The organism is Variovorax sp. 01N429 (assembly GCF_056399425.1).
This window is the reverse complement of sequence record NZ_JBFTRG010000022.1, coordinates 1-21,374: the sequence shown is the minus strand read 5'-3', so window position 1 is coordinate 21,374 and position 21,374 is coordinate 1. Positions and strand designations below refer to the sequence as shown.

Here is a 21,374-nt window from a genome sequence, read left to right as displayed (position 1 = left end):
CGATGTCGTCGAAGACGCCGCCGCAGCGATCGTCGACCAGCCCCGTACATCACGTGCGCGGCGTCCCCCATGAGCACCACACGGCCGTCCACCCAGATGGGTACGGGGTCGCGGTCGATCATCGGGTACTCGAAGATTTCGTCGGCGCCGCGCAGCATCGCCGGCACGTCGAGCCAGCCGCAGTTCCAGCCGTCGAAATGATGCGCGAAGTCGTCCAGCGCCACCCGGCGGTTCCAGTCGCCCTGGGTCCATCCGTTGCGTTGACGGTGATCTCGGCGATCCAGTTGATGGTGGCAAGGCCCGTGCGCGGATCGGGCGGCGAGATCGGATAAAGCACTCCCTTCCGCTTCCAGGCGCCGGCCGTCCTGAGTTTCGACGAGCGCGGTCACACCGTGGTCATGGTTGCGATAGCCCGTGATCCGATGGCCGAGCCGCACAGCCTCCGGGCCGAGGCGCTCCAGCACGGCCTTGTACGACAGCATCTGAAGTTGCCCGCGGTGCAGCGAATACTGCGGCCACCGATAGCCGGCAAGCAGGCCGCGCGCTTCGGCGTAGATGTCATTGCCGTTGTCTGTCAACGAGTCAACCCGAAAGAGGGGGACTGGGGCTCCCATGGAACGGATGTTGCAGATGCCGATTGGGAGAACAATGCCTCCTGCCGCGACCGCGGCTTTCAACAACCCAGCAACCTCTGCAAGGAACCAGCATGTCCATGAGCTCCATCACCACCAAGGACGGCGTCGAGATTTTTTACAAGGACTGGGGCCAGGGCCAGCCGATCGTGTTCAGCCATGGATGGCCGCTTTCGTCGGACGACTGGGACGCGCAGATGATGTTCTTCCTGAAGAACGGCTATCGCGTCATCGCCCACGACCGCCGCGGCCACGGCCGCTCCAGCCAGGTCGACGGTGGCCACGACATGGACCACTACGCCGACGACCTCGCGGCCTTGACCACCCATCTCGATCTCAAGAACGCGGTGCATGTCGGCCACTCGACCGGCGGCGGCGAGGTGGTGCACTACCTCGCGCGACATGGCGAGAGTCGCGCTGCGAAGGCCGTGCTCATCAGCGCGGTGCCTCCGTTGATGATGAAGACCGAATCCAATCCGGGCGGGCTCCCCAAGCAGGTCTTCGACGACTTCCAGACACAAACGGCGACCAACCGGGCGCAGTTCTTCCACGACATCGCATCGGGCCCGTTCTATGGCTACAACCGGCCTGGTGCCAAGCCCGCGCCAGGCGTGATCCTCAATTGGTGGCGCCAGGGAATGATGGGCAGCGCCAAGGCGCACCATGACGGCATCGTCGCCTTCTCGCAAACGGACTTCACCGATGACCTGAAGAAGCTCACGCTGCCCGTCCTCGTGATGCACGGCGACGATGACCAGATCGTGCCCTATGAAGATTCGGCGCCGCTGTCGGCAAAGCTGCTGAAGAACGGCACGCTCAAGACATACAAGGGCTTTCCACACGGCATGCCGACCACCAACGCCGATGTGATCAACGCCGACCTGCTCGCCTTCGTGAAGGGCTGACAGCGCTCACCGCGTCCGGCCCGATCACCATACGGCCAATCGCGGGAAAGACCTCGTTGTTGCGACGGCGCAGAACGCGTACTGTCTTGCGCCTTTCATCCATACGAGGGAACTTGTCATGGCACTCCTGCCCGAGACCGGCGTTCGCAACCTCGAAGACCTGGAGCGCGTCGAGGCGGAAATGACACTCGATGCCCGGCTGCCGGAGCGCAGCGTGCTCGATGTCTTCATCGGTACCGCCGCTCGGCAGCCGGATCGCACGGCGCTCACGATGTTGATGACGGGGGCGCCCAACGAGCAGCCCCGCCGTGTCAGCTACGGTGAACTTCTGGGCCTGATCCGGCGGGCCGCCAACCTCTTCGCATTCCTGGCTGGTCCTCGGCCCGGCGTCGCCTACATGTTGCCCAGCCTGGTCGAGACCCACGCCACGCTCTGGGGCGCCGAAAGCGTGGGCTACGCGGTGCCGATCAACTTCCTGCTGCAACCCTCGCACATCGCCGGCTTGCTCAAGGCCTCCGGCGCACGCGTGCTGGTCGCGCTCGGTCCGCATCCGGCGCTGGACATCTGGCAGAAGGCCCTGGCCTTGCGCGACGAAGTGCCGGGACTGACGCTGGTGCGCGTGGCGCCGCCCGGCGTGCCACTCGAAGAAGGCGTGATCGACTTCCATGCGGCGCTGATGGAGCAGCCGGACGATCGACTCGTCTTCGGAGAGCCCGGCCGCGATGGCGATGTGGCGGCGTACTTTCACACGGGCGGGACCACGGGCGCACCCAAGCTGGTCGCACTCACGCACCGGAGCCAGCTGGTCGCGGCCCTGGGCGGCGCCATCCTCGGCGACATGCGACCGAGCGACACGCTCACGGCCACGCTGCCGCTGTTTCATGTCGGGGGCACCATCTTCTGCGGCCTGAGCGCCTTCATGGCGGGCATGGGGCTGCTGGTCATGTCGCCGAGCGGGCTGCGCAACCCGGCGATGGTCGAAGGCTTCTGGCGCCTGGCGAGCCAATACCGCGCCACTTTTGTAGGGGCCGTGCCGACTTCGGTGGGTGCTGTGCTGAACGTGCCGATCGCCGATGCCGACCTGAGCGCCGTACGCGCCGGCTTCTGCGGTGCCGCGTCGCTCCCGCCTGCCGTGGGTGAGCGATTCAGGCAGCTGATCGGCGTCGGGCTGTTCGAGGTCTACGGCATGACGGAGGCGTCGGGCCTGATCGCCATCGACCCCGTCGCCGGCAGCGGCGGCATCGGATCTGTCGGGCTGGCTCTGCCCTATACCCGCGTCGTCGTGCGGCGCCTGGAGGCGGGCGGCTGGCTGGGAGCGCCGTGCGAGACGGGCGAGGTCGGCGTGATCACCGCTTCCGGCGAACATGTGTCGCCGGGCTATCGCGATCCCGGGCACGACGCGGGCGTTTTCGAAGACCGCGCGCTCAACAGCGGCGACCTCGGCTACGCCGACGAGGAAGGCCGGATCCATATCGCGGGCCGCGCGAAAGACCTGATCATCCGAAGCGGCCACAACATCGATCCGCTGATGATCGAAAACGCCATGGCAGCCCACCCGGCGGTGATGTTGGCCGCCGCCGTCGGGATGCCCTGTGCCTACGCCGGCGAGCTGCCGGTCTGCTACGTGATGCTGCGTCCGGGAGCCAGCGTCACGGCGGACGAACTCAGCGAGCACGCCGAGCGCACCATCGGCGAGCGCCCGGCGTGGCCGAAGCAGATCCACGTCGTGGACGCCATCCCCCTGACCACCGTGGGAAAGATCTACAAGCCGCAGTTGCGCTGCGATGCGGCGGCACGTCTGGTGACGGATCTGATGCGGGAGCAGTTCGACCTGACCGGCGCGCAAGTGCGGGCCAGCGAAGGGGGGCGCCACGGCATGACGGTCACAGTCACCCTGCCTGCAGCCGCCGAAGAGTCAGTGCCGCGCGTCGAGCAGGCGCTGGCCGGATATCTGTTCGAGGCGCGCGTCCAGGTCGACTGAGCGCCTCCGGGCGCATTGCCGGTGCGCCACCACGTACGTGTCCATGCGTGGCCGTCAGGATGGCGCACGCCCGGCCAATGGTGAGAATCAACCGCCGGAGTGCAAGGGATCACTGCGCGCGATGCCGCATTCCGTCAACCCAGATCTTCCAGAAGTGAAAGGAAAACGTGAAATGAAAGCGACCCACTGCACACTGCTCGTATTGGCTTCTGCCCTGGCGTTCAGCGCACCCATCTCCGCACAGCAGAACACCCCGTCGGACAAACCCCACGTCCTGGACGTCCGCGACATCATGAAGTCGGTCACGGTGACCGCACAGGTGACCGCCATCGACCAGAAGAACCGCATCGTGACCATCAAGGGACCGGAAGGGAATGAATTTGCGGTCATGGTCGACCCGAGGGTGAGGAACCTGGCGCAGGTCAAGGTCGGCGACACGGTGGACATCACGTACATCCGTTCGGTGGCGCTCGACTTCCAGAAGGGCGACGGTATTCGCATGGCCACGCAGACCGTGGCTGCCGATCGCGCAGCGGTGGGCCAGCTCCCCGGCGCAGCCGCGATGAAGCAGACGACCATGGTCTCGAACATCTGGGCGGTCAATCAGTCCAAGGGCACCGTGATGGTTCGCGGCCCGTTCGGGCACTTCACCGAAGTGACGCTGAAGGATCCCGCCATGCTCGACGGCGTGAAGGTCGGCGACCAGATGAAGATGACCATCACGCAGGCGCTCGCGACCTCGGTAGTCCGGAAGGGCTGACCAGTCTCGAGAAGGAGCGGTGCGCACCGCTCCTTTCGCCGATCACTTCGGGAACATGAACTGCGCTTGAACCCGGATCTGCCAGTTGGCGCCGTTGTCGGGCCTTACCACGTTGTAGTAAGCCGAAAGCTGCGTGTTCACCGGCAGCTTGCCCAGGTGGAATATCTTGCCGATGCCGCCCCCGAGCGGCACCGTCCACCGCTGGCTGCCGGTCGCATTCCAGTCGGCGGTGATGATGGGCGCAGTCGTCAGATAGAGCCCACCCTTGAAGTTGTAGTTGATGAAGGGCTGCAGCAGCAAGTTGTTGTAGGAGCCGCCCTTGCCGCTGCTGCTGACCGACCAGATGTTGTTGAACAGCGCGCCATAGACCCATGGGCTGCCATGGTCGAGATGCAGCACCACGGCCGAAGGCCCGAGCCCCCAGTTGTTGTTGCCCAGCTCCGAATTGCTGTTGGTCGGAATCTGCACCACCGGCCCCGCACCCCAGATCCACTTGCCCGGATTGGCCGGAGAGAGAAACGCAGTCATCACCACATCACCCACGCCATTGAGGCTCGGCGTACCGGGGCCCAGCGATGGCATGGAGATCACCGGCAAGATCGTCCGCGTGATGATGTTCCAGTCCTTGTTGACCGAAATAGGAATGACGGGCTGGATATTGAGGATGTTCTGCGTTCCTTTCTCCGGCCCGAAGTTGAGATTGGTGTTGTTCTGGAACGGCAGGCTGATCAGGTTGCCGACCGGGTTCTGCGCGAGCTTCGCGAGTTCTTCAGCGCTCATTTCCGCGCGCGCCGACTGGCTCGCGAACAGCATCGCGGCCATGCCGGAGATGGCGAGTGCCTTGGCGGGACTGCCGCAGTTGTCACGGGAAATGCGCATGTCGATTCCTCCAGTCATGTTGATCGGTTCACTCTCACTGGCCTTTTCATTTGTCCACGCCTGCATAGTGCGCGGCCAGTGAATTGATTTCCTGGGGCGTAAGGCTGCGGGCGATGCTTCGCATCTGCGCGCTGATGTCGTTGTGCCGCCGTCCGCCCGCAAGTGCTTGCAGTTGAGCTTCGAGATAGGCGCGTTGCTGCCCATGCAGCGGAGGCGCTGCGGTGGTGAACCCCAGCGGGCCATGGCAGGCGGCGCAAGCGACGATGCCGCGCATCGGATCACCGAACTCGATCAGCCGCAGGGTTGCATCGCCGGGGCGTGGCGTATCCGGCGTCCGCGCGACCGCATGCGGCAACGACGCGTAATGCGCCGCGAGATCTCGCATGTCGTCATCGCTCAAGGGAGCGGCATAGGGGCCCATCACTGCTGCCGCCCGCATTCCGCTCTTGAAGTCCTGCAGCTGTTTGTAGATCGATGCGGCGCTCTGCCCCGCCAGGTTGGGAAAGATGGCGTCGTCGCTCACGCCTGCTTGCCCATGGCAGGCATTGCACGATGCGGCCGCCAGCACGGCGCCATGACTTGCATTGCCGCTTGCCAGCAACTGCCGCGTGGCCGCGGTCCATGCAACCTCGGAAGCAGGTTTGCCTGTCACTGCGGCGCCGCTCTGCACGTCGCGCGTCGGCAACCCGACCGCACTGCAGATGGCATCCCACCAACCGGGCGAGTTGCGGCCGGCCTGCACGGTGGGCATCCATACGAAGCCGACCAGTGCCGCCGCAACAAAGAGCGCCGCCGTCGCGCCGATCCACACCGCAAAGCGGTGGTCTCGCGAAGGAGCTGCGCTGCCGGGGTTCATCGGGGTCCGACAGGGTACGGTGCCACGCCGCTGTGCTGCATGAGCAGTGCCTGCGCCAGCGGAAAGCCGTAGTTGGTGATCGTCAACGCCGCCACGAGCAGCATCCAGATGCCGAAGCCGTTCAGGGACGCGGGCAGTCGGCGCGGCGGGTTGAGCGCGAGCGAGAACAGCAGGGGGGTCTGCGCGGCGCTGGCAGGCCTCCTGTGCGATGCCAGGAGCGTAACGATGAGCAGCAGTGTCGAAAACACGAGAACGAAGCCGCCGATGGCCGATATCGCGACCCAGATGGCTTGCGGCGCCAGCGCCGGGTCCGAATAGTCGTAGTAGGACATGCGCCGCGGCTGTCCCATGATGCCGACCACATGCCACGGCAGCGTCACGATCAGCATGCCGGCAAACCAGGTCCACAGTTGCACAAGCATGAGCCTCGTCGGCAAGCTGCGCCCTGTCAGTCGCGGCCAGAGCTCATAGGCAATCGCGAAGTACATGATGACCACGGCTCCGCCGAAGATCAGGTGGAAATGCGCCGTGACGAACTGCGTGTTGTGCACCGTCGCGTTCATCGCATAGCTCATGTTGATGAGCCCGCCCGCGCCGCCCAGCCCCAGCATCAAAAGGGACAGGCCGGATGCCAGCACCAGTGGCCGATCCCACGGCAGTGCCGCCACCCACCCGAACACGCCCCGCCCGCCACGCAGGCGTCCTGCAATCTCCAGCGATGCGCAGATGGTGAAGATCGTGAGCAGCGTCGGCACGGCGACCATGCCGGTGAACACCGCATGCAGGAACTTGAATCCCGCGCCGATCTGCGGATCCACGAAGAGGTGATGCAGCCCGATCGGCATCGAGAAGACAAGCAACTGCAGGAAGGCGATGCGGCCCATCAGGTCGCTGTAGAGCCGCCCGCCCGCCGCCTGCGGCAGCAGGACGTAGAAGGCGATGTATGCGGGCATCAGCCAGAAATAGACGATGGCATGCAGCGTCCATGAAAAGAGAATCCGCGCCAGGCCGGGGTCCATCGACGCTGTCCAGCCGAATGCGTTCGGCAGGATGATGAAGATGATCTCCGAACCCACTCCCAGCGACGTCCATGCCCAGAGCAATGCGGCAGCTGTCGTGGCAAACATTGCCAGCGGAACCGGCAGCCCGGGATGGTCGCGCTTCCAGCGCCTGAAATGCGAAACCATGAGGCCGACCCAGATCCACGAGCCCGCGACCGCCGTCAGTACGCCGAGGTAATACCAGGCGCTTCCGAGCAGCGGCGGATAGAAGGTGTAGAGCACCGTCGCCCTGCCCGCTGCCACCGTGGCAAGCGCAACCACTGCGCCGCCGATCACGAGCCACAGCGATGCCCACGCGAGGCGAATGCCGTGCATCGGACGCCCGAGCGACACCGCGCACACGGCATAGCCGAAGCCCATCGCGATCAGCGTCGGAAAGATGTAGGCCAGCGTGCTGCCGTGTGCAGTGACAGCGGCGTAGTAGCGCTCCGGATCGACCCACCGATGCAGCGGGCTGCGCACCAGCATCTGCCATGCACCGAGCGGAATCGCGAGCCCCAGGGCTGCGAACGCCGCCCAGAGGTGGGCAAGGACGAGCCTGTTGCTACCCTGCACAGGAGGCCCTCCCCTGGCCGCCGTGCAGGCGCTCGAACTCGAGCCTGTCGAGCACCTTCACGCGGGCCCACATGCCTTCGTGTCCCACGCTGCAGTACTCATGGCACGGCATGACGTGCTCGCCGGGCCTGTCGAAACGGGTCCGGACCTCGGCGACATAGCCGGGCACCACCATCGTGTTGACGTTGGTGCCCGCGATCAGGAAGCCGTGCACCACGTCCGGACTGGTCACCCTGAAGGTGACCGGCGTGTCGGTCGGCACCACGATGCAACCCGGCACGAAGGAGTATTGCTGCGCGACGATCCGCACCACGGCCGATCGGTCGGGCCGGATGGCCGTGCCCAGGTTGCCTTCGACGAACTCGCCGGAAAGATGCAGCGTGCCGGGCTCGATCGTCTCCACGTTCGATGGGGCCACGGCGGTCCAGTGCAGGCCGCTGTAGATCATGACGGTCACCACCAGCGCCACGACCACGGCGACTACCTGCGCCCATCTGCGCTCGGACGCATCGGTCACGCCTGCAAGAAGGTTTTCGCCAGGATCAGCCAACGCTGCCTCGCGGCGCAAAGACAAAGAAGAAAAAGGCAAACCACAGCGCGAGCAGGATGAACACCGCCAACCCGGCGACCGCGAACGCACCGCGCGGGCCGGCATCGCCGATCTTGGCGAGCTCGCGCTCGGTGCCGAAGAAGGCGACGTTCTCCCTCAAGGACGAAGCGGAGATGTAATCGCTGCGGTCGATGGGGTCCAAGGGGTCCAGGGGGTGCATGCGGTTGCCTACTTGTTGTCCGCTTGCTTCAAGGCCGCGAGCACCACCGCGGGCCTGAAGGGAACCGACCGCACTCGCGCGCCGGTCGCATCGAAAACGGCATTGGCGATCGCTGACGGGATCACCGAGGTCGTCGGTTCGCCCGCACCCCAGGGAACTTCGGTCGGTCGATCGATCAGCTCGACGAGCACTTCCGGAACATCCGGAAAGGTGAGGATGGGATAGCTCTCCCAGTTCAGGCTGGTGACGGCGCTGCGGCTGAAGGTGAGCTGCTCGACCAGCGTTCGGCTCACCGTCTGCACGACATTGCCTTCAATCTGATTGCGCAAGCCATCGGGGTTGATGACCTGTCCGCAGTCGTGAGCGACGAAGACGCGATTCACCTTGATTGCGCCGGTCTGGCGATGCACCTCCACATCCGCGACCACGCCGACGTAGGTGCGCACGAGTTCGTACTTTGCATATGACACGCCGCGCCCTTGTGCCACATCGCCAGAGTCGCGCGCACGCGATCCGCGAGGCTGCCAGTTCGCGAACTTTCGCAGCCGCTCCATCAGTTCCAGCCCCCTGCTGTCGGTCAGGTGACGCGTGCGAATGTCGAAGGGATCGGCCCCGGCGGCCGCGGCGATCTCGTCAAGAAAGCTTTCGTTGCCGAAGGTGTTCTGCATGCGCCCGGGTGCGCGGATCCATGCTGCGGGAAGTGGCGCATCGACGAGCCAATTCGCTGTGAGCTGGCTGTTCTCGATCGCATAAGGAATGCCCAATCCCGGGTCGTAGATGCCCGAGTCCGGTCCATAGCGCGGCAGACCCGCCAGCACGGCGCCGAGCAAGGTCACGCCCGAGCGCTTCATCGGGCGTTCCGGCAGATAGATGTCTGCCTCCCACGCCGCGATCTTTCCTTGCGCGTCGATGCTTGCCCGGTAGTCCATCAGCGTTGGCGGCCCCTTGGGGTCCCAGCCGTGTTCGTCGTTGCGCATCCACTGCAGCCGCACCGGGCGGCCGATCTCCACGGCAATGATCGCGGCCTCCGATGTGCAGTCGTCCGAGCCATTGCGGCCATAGCAGCCGGCGCCCTCGACATAGATGCAGCGGACCTTCTCCGGCGCGAGCCGCAGCATGGTGGCCAACTGCTTCTGCAACAGGTGACTCGCTTGCGAAGGCGTCCAGACCGTGAGCTGTCCGTCCTTGAATTCGGCGACCGCGCAGGAGGGGCCGATGGAGCCGTGCGTATTGAGCGGGAAGTCATAGGTGGCCTGCAACTGGCGGCCCGCATGGCTCACTCCGCTGGACGCACCGCCGATGTGTTGCAGCACTTCCTTGCGATCGACCTTTGCGCCGCGCTGATACTCGACCAGCCGCGTGTCGTCGGGAAGCCCCGCCCAGGCACTCCAGTGCGCCTGAATGGCGGTCGACGCCCGGATCGCCGCCCATTCGTCGCTCGCCACGACGGCGAGAAGGTTGCCCTTGCGCACCGCCTGCACATAGCCAGGGATGCGCTTGCAAGGCCCATCGTCGAACGACTCCAGCGTGGCGCCCATCGCGGCCGGATGCACCATGCGCGCATGCAGCATGCCCGCCACCTTGACATCGTGTACGAAGCCGAACTGGCCGTAGATCTTGGCAGGAACGTCGAGCCGAGGAACAGTCTTTCCGACGATCGTGTAGTCCTTGGGATCCTTGAGCCGGACCTGCGGGTCGACCTTCATCGAGAGGCTCTGGCCGGTCAACAGTTGCTCGTAGGACAGGCCCGCTCCGCCTGCCAGGGATTCGATCCGGCCGTCTTGCGCTCGCAGCGTCGTCTTTGCGACACCAAGCTTTTGCGCCGCACGATCGATCAATGCCTCGCGCGCCGTCGCTGCCGCACGGCGAATCTGCATGCCGCCTTCCTGCACCGACAGACTTGCATAGGTCGGCCTCTGGTCTGGGGTGAGCAGTGTGTCGCCCTGCACCGTCGTCACACGATCGAACGGCACCGACAGCTCCTCGGCGGCGATCTGCGTCATCGCGGTGAGCACACCCGTGCCCAACTCCACCTTCCCGCTGTAGAGGGTTACGCGTCCTTGCGCATCGATGACGATGAAGCCGTCGACCTCAGTGGGCGACACGGTCCTGCCGGCGGCAGTGGAAGCCGCCTCGCGGTCCTCGTTCGCCGCCTCGGCCGGGCAATGGATCGCAAAGCTGACCGCCAGCGCGCCGCCGGCTTTCAGCATCGCGCGACGGGACAGGTGCATCTGCGCGGAGGAGGTCATTGCGAACTCTTCAGGCCTTCTTGTCCGCCACTCGCATCACGGCACGCAGGATGCGCACGTGGGTGCCGCACTTGCAAAGATTGCCCGCCAGCGCCTGGCGCACCTGTTGCTCGGTCGGATGCGGCGTGTTCGCAAGCAGCCCCGCCGCCTGCATGATCATCCCGTTGATGCAATAGCCGCATTGCGCCGCCTGTTCGTCGACGAAGGCCTGTTGCAGCGGATGCGGCTTCTCCGGTGTGCCGAGCCCCTCCAGCGTCACGATGTGCGCGCCAGCGACGGCCGAGACGGGCATCACGCAACTGCGCAGCGGCTCGCCGTCGTAGTGAACGGTGCAGGCGCCGCACTGCGCCAGTCCGCAGCCGAAGTGCATGCCATGCAAGCCCAGCTGATTGCGCAATGCATACAGCAGGGGCATGGCCGGATCATCCGTCTGCAGAACCTCGGGCTTGCCATTGACCGTCAACGAAATGGAAGTGGTCATGGTTCCGCCCGCTCAGCTGTGCGTTCGGTGCCGAAGAATGCGATTGACCACGCTGCGAAACACCAGATAAGGCAGCACTGCAAGCACCACCGCGACGATCACGGCCTCACCCGGATAGAACCAGCGAACCGAGATGAACTGGTAGATGCCGTCCATGATGATCGCGAAGATGAACACCTTGCCGATGTGCCGCCAGCCCTCGCGCAGCAGGACCTTTCTCTGCGCGCGGTCCTGCACGAGCGCCCACATGTAGAGCGGCAGCCCTTCCCGCGCATCTTTCCTTCCGGCCCTGATGGCAAAGAAGGCGGCAACGGCCGGCTGGAGAATGAACCGGAAGGCGAGCGGTGCATGCCGGCCGCTCGTGATGTCGTCCCAGACACGTGTCCACACATCGAGCATCGCATCCACCATGATGGGTTCCGGCGATAGTCGGGGCCCGGTCAGGGCGCCGGCACGACGCTGTAGTAGACGCCGTTGGCGCCGAACGCCGGCCTGAACCAGGAGTTGCCGATCTGGTAGTAGGTGACGCCGCCGCGGTCCACATAGACAGCGCCCGTCGGCAGTGCCGAGAAGTGCGCACCCAGCGGGTAGGCGGGAATGACGGCGGCATTGGCATTGGCGACCGCGGCCCCCGCAACCGCCCCCACTGCCAGTCCCGCGACCGCGCCCGCGGCGACAGCGCCGCCGCAGCTGTAGTAGCAGCCCGGGTGGTAGTACGGCACACCGACGGGCCGGTAGTAAGGCGCGTAGCCGCCGGCTCCGTAGGCCGGTGGGTGATAGGTCGTGAAGCCGCCGGCCGTGGTGTGTACGGCGCCGTATCCATAGGCTCCGGTGGTCGTTCCGCCGTACCGGTTGGTGTGGCTGGTGCCGCCATACCAGCTGTGCGTGGTGCTGCCGCCGAAAGCGTTGTCGTGCGTGAAGCCGCCGAATCCGCCCGCGCTGCGCCCGCCCCAGGCGTTCGCTCGCGCCCAGGCCGACGCGCTGGTGTGGAACCCGGTGGCCAGGATCGCAGCGGCGAGCAGGGGAAGGAGGGTTTTCATCGTTTTCATTTCGAGAGTCCTTCCATGTGCTTCACGGCGCGTCGCTCGCCTTGCCGCCGCTCCTCGCCTTCCCCTTGGCTTTGGCGTTCGCCGCAGCGGAGACTGGTTGCGGCGTGGCGAACGGGATCTTCCTGGCGTTGGCGGCATTGACCGACGCGAACGCCTCGGCGGCAATCACGGGATCGAGCTTCCAGTTAGACAGATCGACCTGGTGGCGCAGCAGCAGCGGATCGCCCCGGTAGGTGGCCCGCAACCTTCGCGGCAGCTTGTCCTCCGTGCCGATCCATATCTGCATGAACAGTTCGTCGCTGGCCACGGCGATCACGTCGGTCGTCGTGCCGCCGACCGCCGTTGAAGATCCGATGTAGAAGGCCTTGGTCACCCCTTCGGTGATGTTCTTGAAGGGGTCCGCGCCCAGAACATCCGCGAAGGGGAAATAGATGGCGGATTGCTTGAACGCCGCTTCGAGCATGCCGTCGATGGTGGGCGGAGCGTTGGTGACGGCGACCAGGTTTTCGGACGGCGCGAATGCCGTCAAGGTCTTGCCGTCGTAGTAGTACTCGGAAGCCCTGCCGTCGCCCGTCGTGATGACGCGCAGCTTGTTCGGCCGCTGCACCAACACTTCGGAGACCGTGTTGAACGCCAGCGGCGGACCGACCTCCGTGGGGCTTTCATAGGTCGCGACGGCAGTGAAAGCCATCGAAGACGATGCAGTGAGGGCCTTGCTCATCGCCTGCAGCAAGTCCATCACCTGCGGTTCCAGCTCGGCCGCGGGCTTTGCGGCCTTGCCCTTTGGTGCAGAGGTCCTGGCAGGCGTTGCCTGCGCGCTGGCTCCGACGGCGAACGTCAGGCTCACGGCAAGCAACACCGCCTTGGCTAGGATTTGAAATCGCGTTTTCACTGACATCTCCTTCCGGCCGGCCCCGTTGCGCCGCCTGTGCATTGCAGCGGCGGCTTTTGTATAGCTTGGCTCTTACTTGGCGCCCGCCATGTCAGGCGTTCCGCCCTGCGGCGCCTGCTTCCGGTTGGGGTGCTTCTTGTCGCGCGACTGGATCTTTGCCTGGCCGGCGCTGGCGGACTTGCCGGTGCCGATCGCATCGTTTTCGGACGACTTCAATTCGTCGCCGCCCACCTTCTTGACCTTGTCCTGCGGACGCGCGTTGGCTTTGGCCTGTGCCCTCTCCTGGGGTTTGCTGTTGGTGATCTCCTGCTCCTGCGAGGACGCGCCGGCAGGATTCTGAGCATAGGCGCCAGCTGCGAAGAGGCCGGCGATCAAGACTGCGAGTAGTTTGCTCATCATGTTTTCCTTTGGTGAATAGTTGAAGCGTCCCAGAGCCATGAAGAACCTTCACGACTCCGGCCTTGCGATGCGACGTCCACTTCATCCGCCATGGTGTGCGGTGAATTCATTGTGAAAGCGGCTGTTCCGCAAATCCAGCCGGGCCAGCACGTACTTGCACGTACGTGGTTGGCCGCGCCACGGGATCATCAAGGAATTCCCTCTTCATGTCGATCACGCATTCGGCGGGCGTTGTACACGTGCAATTGCCACGTACGTGCCGTTACGTAGCTGCCGGGATAGGCCGCCCAAACCAGCCGTTTCAGAATGCCGCATCAGGCCCGGGCGGAAAGCCCATGCTTATGGTCGTGGTCGTGGTCGGTGGTCATCGTCTGGAGTACCTTCATGCAACGCAGACTCCTGTTTGTTCCTGGATGCACTCTCGTCCTGGGGCTGGCGCTGCAAGGCGCGGCAGCACAGGCCGAGACCGGTTCGCAGGGCCCGGTCATCTTCCTCGACCAAGGTTGGACGCCTGCGGAGCGAGCCTGGTACTACCAGGTGTCGCAAGGCTCGGCGGTGATGTCCTATGACCTTTTCATGAATCTCGAGGTGGCGGGTGCCAAGGATCTCTTCCGCTCGGATGCCAACAGCGACCGGTTCGGCCTGATCACCCAGCCAGCCGACCCGCAGAACAATCCCGATGCGTTGCCGATCGGCTTGAGCAAGACGATCATCAAGAAGGGCAACGGTGTGGAGGACGTGCAGATCGGCCTGAACTGCGCCGCATGCCACAACGCTCAACTGAACTACCAGGGAAAACGCATACGCATCGACGGGGGTGTGGCCAATACCTTCGATATGCTGGGCTACGTGAGCGCCCTTGACGATGCCATGCAGGCCACCCTGGCGGACAAGCAGAAGTTCGACCGGCTGGCGACCAAGCTCGGGGCCATGAGCGCGGAGGCGAAGAGTGAATTGGGCAAGCGCTTCGAGCGCGAAGCCGTTCCGATTCACGACTACCGCACACGCACGCTCGCAACGCCGACTGCCTGGGGACCGTCTCGTATCGACGCGATTTCCGCCATCGTGAATCGCTTGCTGGCGATCGAGCCCAATATCCCGCAGAACTCGTCTACCCCGCTCGCGCCGACCAAGCCTCCGTTCTTGTGGAATGCCCCTCACGGCACCTGGACCCAGTGGCGCGCCTCGCAGCAAGACCCGATCAATCGCAATCTCGTTGAATCAATGGGTGTCTATCTCCCGATGAACCTGCACTCGAAGACGCCACAGGAAGGACTCTTCGATTCGAATGCGCAGCTTCTCAATTTGCAGCAGATCGAGAACCAGTTGACGCGGCTCGCGCCGCCGAAATGGCCCGAGGAGGTTTTCGGGCAGATCGACCGCCAGAAGGCAGCTGCCGGCAAGGAACTGTTCTCCACGCATTGCGCGAGTTGCCACAACGCCTGGCCCTATACGTGGACTGCGCCGAATAAATACGGCAAGCGCTTCCTGGAGGTCGGCGTGGTCCCGCAGAAGTACGTCGGCACCGACCCGGGCCAGTTCGACAACCTGCGCCCCTATGCCATCACCGCCAATCTCGCGCCCTATCTGCCGGGGCCTTTCAAGGACAAGGAGATCATCCCGACGGGCGCTCTCTACCTGATCACCCAGAAGCTCGTGCTGGACAAGGCGTTGTCGCAACTGAAGCTCGACGAACAGCAGACCATCAATCTGCACGGCTATCGCGAACTGCCGCCGCCCCGCCAGATGGAAGAAGCGTACAAGGCGGCGCCGCGCGACGGCGTATGGGCGACCCCACCCTTCATGCACAACGGCTCGGTGCCCAATCTCTATGAAATGCTGGTCCCAGCCAAGGAGCGGACCAAGAAGTTTTACGTGGGCCGCGAGTTCGATCCGGTCAAGGTCGGTCTGGACACCAGCGGCAAGAGCGGCTCCTTTTTGCTCGACACCGAACTGCGGGGCAATTCGAATGCCGGACATTCGTTCGAGAACGGCCCGCTCGGCAACGGCATCATCGGCCCCTTGCTGACAGATTCGCAACGCTGGGAGTTGGTCGAATACCTGAAGTCGATCCCTGAGGAACCGGGCCGCGCGACGCCATTCGGTGGCCCACCTAACGCGGTGACTGGCACCAGCCAGTGGTCACGCAAGTAGCGGGGCGCAACGATGTCCGACCACGTCGACGGCCCACGCCAGATCGGTGATCCCTCGGCAGACCTCACCGATCTTTTTGCCTTCGTCAGCCCGACCGACCCGAACCGCACCGTCCTCGCGGCCAACGTGTTTCCGTCCGCCGGCACCCAGGCGATGTTCTCCAACGCCATCGACCATGCGATCGTCATCCGGCGCCTGACCATTGCCGGTACCGGCGAGTCGACCAAGTTCAGGCCGAGCGATCCGGAGCTTCGCTTCACGTTTCGCTTCGATGTGCTTGAGCATGCACCGGAAGGCAAGCGGCCCGTGCAACGAGGCACCTGCACGCTGCCGGGCGGGCAAACGCTCCGCTTCGTCGTCGATGACGAAAAAGGAGCGACCTCCGCCGACGGCACCTACCGCGTGTTCGCGGGCCTTCGCTCCGATCCGTTCTACCTGGCCTGGATCGTGGCCGAACTCAAGCGCTTCCCCAATCTGCTTCAGCACGACAACGTGCTGAGCTTCCTCATCGAGTTCGACACTCGGCGTGTGCTGGAGCCGGCCAAGGGACCGCTCTTCGGCGTAGTCGCCGAAACCATTCCGATACCCAAGCCGGGCGGCTTCATCGGTCATGAGCCGCCGCGCATCGATTGGGTCGGCCGCCCAGAACAGACCAACATGCGCCTGAACAACAACGGCATGGAAGGCACTGACGATGTGCGTGACTTGTGGAACCAGCAGACTCCCTTCGCGATTTCGGAGGAGTTGATGCCCGTGTTCCGCAAGCGCATGGTCGACAGCCTGAAGAACTGGGACATGCGCGACGGCAAACAAGACTGGACCCCGGCTGCATTGGCAGCCAACGCGAACATGTTCCTCGACGACTTCATGGTGATCGACGTGACGAAGCCTACGACCGATACCAGCCATATGGAAATCGAGAAGAGCACGCTCGCCGGTCGGCCCTATCAGACAGGCGGCGGCCGCACCGTGAACGCCGATGTCATCGACATCCTCCTCACATGGATGGTCAACCACGATCGCGAATTCCTGCAGGGCGGCTCGGCTGGCGCGACAAAACCCGGCACCACAACCTTCCCCTACCTCGCGTCCCCCAACGCGGAACTCCAGAACCTGGCCTTCTCCGTCGACCTTGCCGCGCCGCCTGAGCAAGTCTGGGCACTCATTGGCGGCTTCGGGGGCCAGTGGCATCCGTTGATCGCAAGCATCAAGTTGACAGGCACCGGTGTGGGTCAATTGCGCACGATCGAGACCATCGACGGCAAGCAGATCATCGAAAGGCTTGACGCGATGGACGACGCACAGCGCAACTATCGCTACACGTCCATCGCTGGCATTCCTGCCACCGACTACACCGGCATGCTGGACGTCAAGCCCAAGGGCAGCGGCAGTTCGGTCGAATGGCGCGTGCAATACATGCCGGGCGGACAGCCGGATCTCATCGTCAAGACCATCAGCTCCACGCTGCTGAAGACCGGCCTCGACAGCCTGAAGCCTCGGTTCGGCGCCGCCTCATGATCGCCGAGCCCGATCTCGCGACGAGCCCCGTGCAGGCGACCGATGGCGTGATCGCCGCGATCAACCTGCGCAGCACGCTCGCGCAATCATGGAGCCGCTTCTGGCAAGCGCCGCTGAGGCCGGGCATCGCCGAAGCACTCATCGAGCAAGAGCAACTGAACGCGCAATACCTGGGCGATCTCGATGCCTTCGACCGGCTGGAGCAAATGGCGAGCCACCTGATGCGGGTCGATGAGGGCTCCGCTCGCACGGCACTCATCAACGGACAAGTGGCTGCATCCACGCACCGGTTTTCGGATGCGAGGGGTTTTCTTGCGCGTGCGGGGGAGCGAGGATGTCCGGCGGAGGCCACCGATCGACTCGAAATGAGCATCGACCAGGCATGCGGCGTATCGCTCGAGCCCTTGCTGGAGCGCAGGCTGCGCCTCGCCGCGCACTCAGGCCGCCTTGAAGACTGGGTGCCTCTGGGCTCGCTGCTTGCCGACCTCGGTGAATTCGATGAGGCCGAACGCGCCTACTGCAGGGGCTTGGGCGCCTACAGCGATGTCTCTCCTTTCGCAGTCGCCTGGGTGTGCTTTCAACTCGGCGTGCTGTGGGGCGAACGCGTGCCGCAAGCGCAGACGGAGCGCGCGGCTCGCTGGTATGCCAAGGCGATCGAGTACGTGCCCGGCTACGTCAAGGCGCGCGTACACCTTGCCGAGATTCGTCTGTCCGAGAACTGCGCTCCGCAAGCGCGAGCGTTGCTGGTTCCAGCGCTTCCGAGCGGCGACCCGGAAGTGAGTTGGCGCCTTTCCGATGTGGCGCTCGCGCTGGGCCGATCCGCGGAGGCCGAGACGCAGTCGGAGGCCGCTCGCAGTGGCTTCGAGCGCTTGCTGGCTCGGCACCCCCTCGCCTTTGCGGACCACGCGGCGGAGTTCTACGCCGGCAGCGGCGGCGATTCACGCAGAGCCTTCGAGCTGACCCGCGTCGACCTGGCAAACCGGCAGACCCTGCGCGCGTTCGAGAAGGCGCATGATGCCGCCAGCAATGCTGGAGAGACGCTGGCGGCCCAAGGCATCCTGGCTGCGGCGCGGGTGCAATGGGGATCGACATCGGCCTTCAGGCAATCGCCGCTCGCGGCCATGCCTTAGCGGCTCGCGGACTTCCAAACGGATCAAACGGAGATCGGCCATGCCCATCGATCGCAGGACTTTTGTGCTCGGCAGCGGTGCCGCCGCTGCCGGCGGTGCCTTCGCCTCTTTCAGCGCCTGGGTCGCCGCGACGCCGCTGCAAGCGATGAAAGGACAACCCTCCTTCGATTTCCGGATCGTCGGTTGGGACCGTAGCGAAGACCCGGCAAGCCCGGCGCAGGCGTCGGGCGGCGACTCGATCGGATGGATCGCCATCGACAGGAACTGGCGAGGCGCTTGGCGCTGAGCATCAGCAAGGACCGAGGACCAACGACATGAAGCTTGTTCACCAAACGACTCGGGCAGCGCTCTGGCTGTCCGCGCTCCTGCCTTTCGCGGCAATGGCCCATACCGGCGCCGATGCAGGGCTCCATCACGGCTTTGCTGCCGGGTTCCTGCATCCATTGACCGGCGCCGACCATCTGGCTGCGATGCTGGCCGTCGGGCTCTGGACCGCACTCACAGCGCGCAGTCGGGCTGACCTGTGGGTCGCCCCATCGGCCTTTGCGCTGATGATGCTGCTGGGAGCGCTCCTGGGAATGGCCGGCGTGCAACTGCCGGCTGTCGAATCGTCGATCGCCGTGTCGCTGCTGGTGCTCGGCCTGCTCGTCATGACACAGTACCGGCTGCCCGCGCCCATGGCGGCGATGGTCGTCGGTCTCTTCGCGCTGTTCCACGGCCACGCACACGGCAGCGAACTGGCGGACCAGTCCGACGCGGCATTCGCGCTGGCGGGCATGCTTGCAGCATCTATCCTGCTGCATGTATCCGGTATCGCCCTGGGCGCCGGCTTGCGCCGTGCCCAGCCGTGGTGGCCCAGGCTGGCAGGCCTTTCAGTGGTCCTTCTCGGCGCCGGATTGATCGGCATCCGCTGACGGATGAGGGCATCTACGCGCGAAGCGTCCGGACGCCGGTAAGCTCATTTCTCGCCAACCGGCCGATGATGAGCTCGGCCATGGGGGACGGCGTGCGTCCGCGCAAAGTGACCAGACCCATCTCGGTCGCGACGGCGGGCAGGCCCGTGACTTTCAGCAGGTGAAGTCTGCCGGAGGCGACCTCTCGCGCCACGGAGGCATGCGTCGCAGCCAGTACCGAGTCGCTCTCCAGCGCCACGTCCTTCAACACATCGAAGTCGTCGCATTCCAGGGCCAGCGAGAGCGCCTCAGCCGAGCCAAGGCCAAGAAGGCCGGACAGCACCGCGCGCACTGCCTTGGGAAGCCGGACCGAAAGCACGCCGTGCTCCCAAAGCTGCTCCAGCGGGACGGAGCCGCATTGGGTCAATGGATGTCCGTCGCGCACGAAGAAGCCGCCCGGATCGTTGCGCAATCCCTGAACATGCAGGTTGGGTTCCGACGGCAGGTCCCTGGTCTCGGCAACGAAGAATTCGATGTCTTCCTCGAGCAGGCGCTTCAGCAAGAGCTGCCAGTTGCTGACCTCGACACGCAGGTTGATCGCCGGATATTCCCGCCGCATCGCTGCCAACAGCGGCTTCAGGAAGGTGACCGCGGGAAACGGGCCGATGCCGAATGCCGTGTCGCCCAAGGCACGGCTGCGGTACAGCTCGACGTCGCGCTCCAGGCAGCGGCTGTTGAACACCAGTTGGCGCGCACGTGCGACCACGAACTCACCCGCCGGCGTCGGGACCACCTCCAGCGCGCCGCGATCGAAAAGCTGCAGGCCTAGTTCGGCTTCGGCTGCCTGGATGCTGCGCGTCAGTGCCGGTTGACTCAGATGCACCTGCTCGGCAGCCCGGATGAAGCTTCGCCGGTCGGCGACGGCGACGATGTGTGTCCAGCGCTTGAGATCCATGAACTGCTCCTTCGGTCCGATTGCATCCACTGCATGGATCGTGGACGAACTATGCATTGGACTCAATCGGGGTTCGCCTCAACAATCGCCTCCATCAAGCCCCCAAAGAGCCCGGCGTTCAGTCACAGGACCCCGGCCCGCCGAATCAAAGCCAAGGAGACAACCTGGTGAACCTGATCCAAAACGTCGTGCTCGTCGCGATCATCCTGTTCTTTGCCGTGCTGGAGATCCGCTCCGGCAAGCACGCGCACTTCAATGCAACCAAGGACGACACCAAGCTGGAACTGTTCATGTTCCTTTCGCTGCTGGCGGTGTCCCAGCCCTTCATCTTCGGCGTGACGGGCAAGCTGAGCGAACTGGCCATGCCCGGCCAGCGCGGCGCATGGGCGCACCTGCCGTGGTGGGCCATGGGCGCGATCCTGCTGGTGGCGGACGACATGACGCAGTACTGGTGGCATCGCATCTCGCATTCGCCGCTGCTCTGGCCGCTGCACCGGGCGCACCACACCGCGCACTACATGAGCATCCGCATCACGTACCGCAACAACTTCTTCTACTACCTGATGATGCCCGGCCTGTGGGCTTCCGGCGTGCTGATCTACCTGGGCTTCGGGAACGCCTACCTCGTCTACATCGTGATCAAGCTCGCAGTGATCCTGGGTGCCCATAGTGCCGTGCCATGGGATGCGCCGCTCTATCGCATCAAGTGGCTGAATCCCCTCGCCTGGGTGCTCGAACGCACGATCTCGACACCCGCCACACACTGGGCGCACCACGCGCTCACCAACGACGACGGCGTCGGGCACTACAAGGGCAATTTCGGCAACCTGCTGTTCGTGTGGGACATGCTCTTCGGCACAGCCAAGATCACCCGCCGCTATCCGCCCAAGGTGGGTCTCAACGACGATCTGGTCTTCGGCAAGGAGMGCTGGTTCGTCGAGATGTTCTACCCGCTGATCCACTCGCGGCGCGCTCACTCGGCGCTGGTTCCGGGCGGCAGGGCATACGAAGACCCCCAAGCCCCGCAAGCCACGGACGCCACCGACGCGGTCATGAGCAAGTAATACGCACGCGTCACTCGAAGTTCAGCAGCACTTTCATCGCCTGCGTACGATCGGCCGCCAGCGCAAAGGCGCGGGCCGAATCGCGGTACGACAGGGTTGCCGATATCAGCGGCTTGACGTCGACCAGCCCCTTGTTGAGCAGCTCGACGGCGACCGCGAATTCCTCGTGAAAGCGGAAGGCTCCACGAAGA

The 21,374-nt window shown here is 64.6% G+C and carries 22 protein-coding genes and 1 pseudogene; 10 read left to right on the top strand and 13 right to left on the bottom strand.

Annotated elements, in window-relative coordinates; translation table 11 throughout:
• The first annotated feature begins 2 nt into the window (after positions 1 to 2).
• The 4 genes from AC1DSF_RS26820 to AC1DSF_RS26805 all read left to right on the top strand — a co-directional run bounded on the left by AC1DSF_RS26820 (position 3) and on the right by AC1DSF_RS26805 (position 4,278).
• The gene (locus AC1DSF_RS26820) at positions 3 to 332 is read left to right on the top strand and encodes a hypothetical protein (RefSeq protein ID WP_478183751.1); all 330 of its coding nucleotides are present in this window, start codon (positions 3 to 5) and stop codon (positions 330 to 332) included.
• 380 nt (positions 333 to 712) lie between these two features.
• Positions 713 to 1,537 carry an alpha/beta fold hydrolase gene (locus tag AC1DSF_RS26815; RefSeq protein WP_478128231.1) on the top strand — a complete coding sequence of 275 codons (825 nt, stop codon included), beginning with the start codon at positions 713 to 715 and terminating at the stop codon, positions 1,535 to 1,537.
• Positions 1,538 to 1,655: 118 nt separating this feature from the next.
• The gene (locus tag AC1DSF_RS26810) at positions 1,656 to 3,518 is read left to right on the top strand and encodes an AMP-binding protein (RefSeq protein ID WP_478128154.1); all 1,863 of its coding nucleotides are present in this window, start codon (positions 1,656 to 1,658) and stop codon (positions 3,516 to 3,518) included.
• 172 nt (positions 3,519 to 3,690) lie between these two features.
• On the top strand, positions 3,691 to 4,278 hold the full coding sequence (locus tag AC1DSF_RS26805) for a hypothetical protein (RefSeq protein ID WP_478128153.1): 588 nt from the start codon (positions 3,691 to 3,693) through the stop codon (positions 4,276 to 4,278).
• Between the two features lie 42 nt (positions 4,279 to 4,320).
• Here AC1DSF_RS26805 and AC1DSF_RS26800 read toward each other — a convergent pair whose 3' ends face one another.
• The 11 genes from AC1DSF_RS26800 to AC1DSF_RS26750 all read right to left on the bottom strand — a co-directional run bounded on the left by AC1DSF_RS26800 (position 4,321) and on the right by AC1DSF_RS26750 (position 13,466).
• Positions 4,321 to 5,157 carry a transporter gene (locus tag AC1DSF_RS26800; protein ID WP_478128152.1) on the bottom strand — a complete coding sequence of 279 codons (837 nt, stop codon included), beginning with the start codon at positions 5,155 to 5,157 and terminating at the stop codon, positions 4,321 to 4,323.
• A gap of 46 nt (positions 5,158 to 5,203) precedes the next feature.
• Positions 5,204 to 6,013 (bottom strand): c-type cytochrome, encoded by an 810-nt coding sequence (locus tag AC1DSF_RS26795; RefSeq protein WP_478128151.1) that lies wholly within the window; start codon positions 6,011 to 6,013, stop codon positions 5,204 to 5,206.
• Positions 6,010 to 7,629: a cbb3-type cytochrome c oxidase subunit I gene (locus AC1DSF_RS26790; RefSeq protein WP_478128150.1), complete on the bottom strand. Its 1,620-nt coding sequence runs from the start codon at positions 7,627 to 7,629 to the stop codon at positions 6,010 to 6,012. The genes AC1DSF_RS26795 and AC1DSF_RS26790 overlap by 4 nt, the downstream gene beginning before the upstream one ends.
• The gene (locus tag AC1DSF_RS26785; protein WP_478128149.1) at positions 7,619 to 8,179 is read right to left on the bottom strand and encodes a cupredoxin domain-containing protein; all 561 of its coding nucleotides are present in this window, start codon (positions 8,177 to 8,179) and stop codon (positions 7,619 to 7,621) included. The genes AC1DSF_RS26790 and AC1DSF_RS26785 overlap by 11 nt, the downstream gene beginning before the upstream one ends.
• Positions 8,172 to 8,399 (bottom strand): hypothetical protein, encoded by a 228-nt coding sequence (locus AC1DSF_RS26780; RefSeq protein WP_478128148.1) that lies wholly within the window; start codon positions 8,397 to 8,399, stop codon positions 8,172 to 8,174. Before AC1DSF_RS26780 ends, AC1DSF_RS26785 begins: the two co-directional genes overlap by 8 nt.
• 8 nt (positions 8,400 to 8,407) lie before the next feature.
• Positions 8,408 to 10,648 (bottom strand): xanthine dehydrogenase family protein molybdopterin-binding subunit, encoded by a 2,241-nt coding sequence (locus AC1DSF_RS26775; protein WP_478128147.1) that lies wholly within the window; start codon positions 10,646 to 10,648, stop codon positions 8,408 to 8,410.
• Positions 10,649 to 10,658: 10 nt separating this feature from the next.
• The gene (locus AC1DSF_RS26770) at positions 10,659 to 11,129 is read right to left on the bottom strand and encodes a (2Fe-2S)-binding protein (protein ID WP_478128146.1); all 471 of its coding nucleotides are present in this window, start codon (positions 11,127 to 11,129) and stop codon (positions 10,659 to 10,661) included.
• Positions 11,130 to 11,141: 12 nt separating this feature from the next.
• Positions 11,142 to 11,540, bottom strand: coding sequence for a hypothetical protein (locus AC1DSF_RS26765; protein WP_478128145.1), 399 nt, complete (start codon positions 11,538 to 11,540; stop codon positions 11,142 to 11,144).
• Between the two features lie 29 nt (positions 11,541 to 11,569).
• Positions 11,570 to 12,178: a hypothetical protein gene (locus AC1DSF_RS26760; protein WP_478128144.1), complete on the bottom strand. Its 609-nt coding sequence runs from the start codon at positions 12,176 to 12,178 to the stop codon at positions 11,570 to 11,572.
• 22 nt (positions 12,179 to 12,200) lie between these two features.
• The gene (locus AC1DSF_RS26755) at positions 12,201 to 13,070 is read right to left on the bottom strand and encodes a DUF2092 domain-containing protein (RefSeq protein WP_478128143.1); all 870 of its coding nucleotides are present in this window, start codon (positions 13,068 to 13,070) and stop codon (positions 12,201 to 12,203) included.
• A 72-nt stretch (positions 13,071 to 13,142) separates the two neighbouring features.
• Positions 13,143 to 13,466 (bottom strand): cell envelope biogenesis protein TolA, encoded by a 324-nt coding sequence (locus AC1DSF_RS26750; protein WP_478128142.1) that lies wholly within the window; start codon positions 13,464 to 13,466, stop codon positions 13,143 to 13,145.
• A gap of 387 nt (positions 13,467 to 13,853) precedes the next feature.
• On the opposite strand from AC1DSF_RS26750, the gene AC1DSF_RS26745 reads away from it, so the two are divergent.
• The 5 genes from AC1DSF_RS26745 to AC1DSF_RS26725 are packed head-to-tail and all read left to right on the top strand — an operon-like array spanning position 13,854 to position 19,185.
• Entirely contained in the window at positions 13,854 to 15,623 is a 1,770-nt protein-coding gene (locus AC1DSF_RS26745; protein WP_478128141.1) for a di-heme-cytochrome C peroxidase, read from the top strand.
• Positions 15,624 to 15,635: 12 nt separating this feature from the next.
• Positions 15,636 to 17,141: a DUF4331 family protein gene (locus AC1DSF_RS26740; protein ID WP_478128140.1), complete on the top strand. Its 1,506-nt coding sequence runs from the start codon at positions 15,636 to 15,638 to the stop codon at positions 17,139 to 17,141.
• Positions 17,138 to 18,271, top strand: a complete 1,134-nt coding sequence (locus AC1DSF_RS26735; protein WP_478128139.1) for a hypothetical protein — start codon at positions 17,138 to 17,140, stop codon at positions 18,269 to 18,271. Before AC1DSF_RS26740 ends, AC1DSF_RS26735 begins: the two co-directional genes overlap by 4 nt.
• A gap of 40 nt (positions 18,272 to 18,311) precedes the next feature.
• Entirely contained in the window at positions 18,312 to 18,557 is a 246-nt protein-coding gene (locus AC1DSF_RS26730; protein WP_478128138.1) for a hypothetical protein, read from the top strand.
• 28 nt (positions 18,558 to 18,585) lie between these two features.
• The gene (locus AC1DSF_RS26725; RefSeq protein ID WP_478128137.1) at positions 18,586 to 19,185 is read left to right on the top strand and encodes a HupE/UreJ family protein; all 600 of its coding nucleotides are present in this window, start codon (positions 18,586 to 18,588) and stop codon (positions 19,183 to 19,185) included.
• A 13-nt stretch (positions 19,186 to 19,198) separates the two neighbouring features.
• Here AC1DSF_RS26725 and AC1DSF_RS26720 read toward each other — a convergent pair whose 3' ends face one another.
• Entirely contained in the window at positions 19,199 to 20,176 is a 978-nt protein-coding gene (locus AC1DSF_RS26720) for a LysR family transcriptional regulator (RefSeq protein WP_478128136.1), read from the bottom strand.
• 107 nt (positions 20,177 to 20,283) lie between these two features.
• Between AC1DSF_RS26720 and AC1DSF_RS26715 the strand changes: the two genes are divergently transcribed.
• The gene (locus AC1DSF_RS26715) at positions 20,284 to 21,183 is read left to right on the top strand and encodes a sterol desaturase family protein (RefSeq protein WP_478183765.1); all 900 of its coding nucleotides are present in this window, start codon (positions 20,284 to 20,286) and stop codon (positions 21,181 to 21,183) included.
• 10 nt (positions 21,184 to 21,193) lie between these two features.
• Here the strand turns inward: AC1DSF_RS26715 and AC1DSF_RS26710 are convergent.
• Positions 21,194 to 21,374: pseudogene (locus tag AC1DSF_RS26710) on the bottom strand (L-idonate 5-dehydrogenase); the annotation flags it as partial.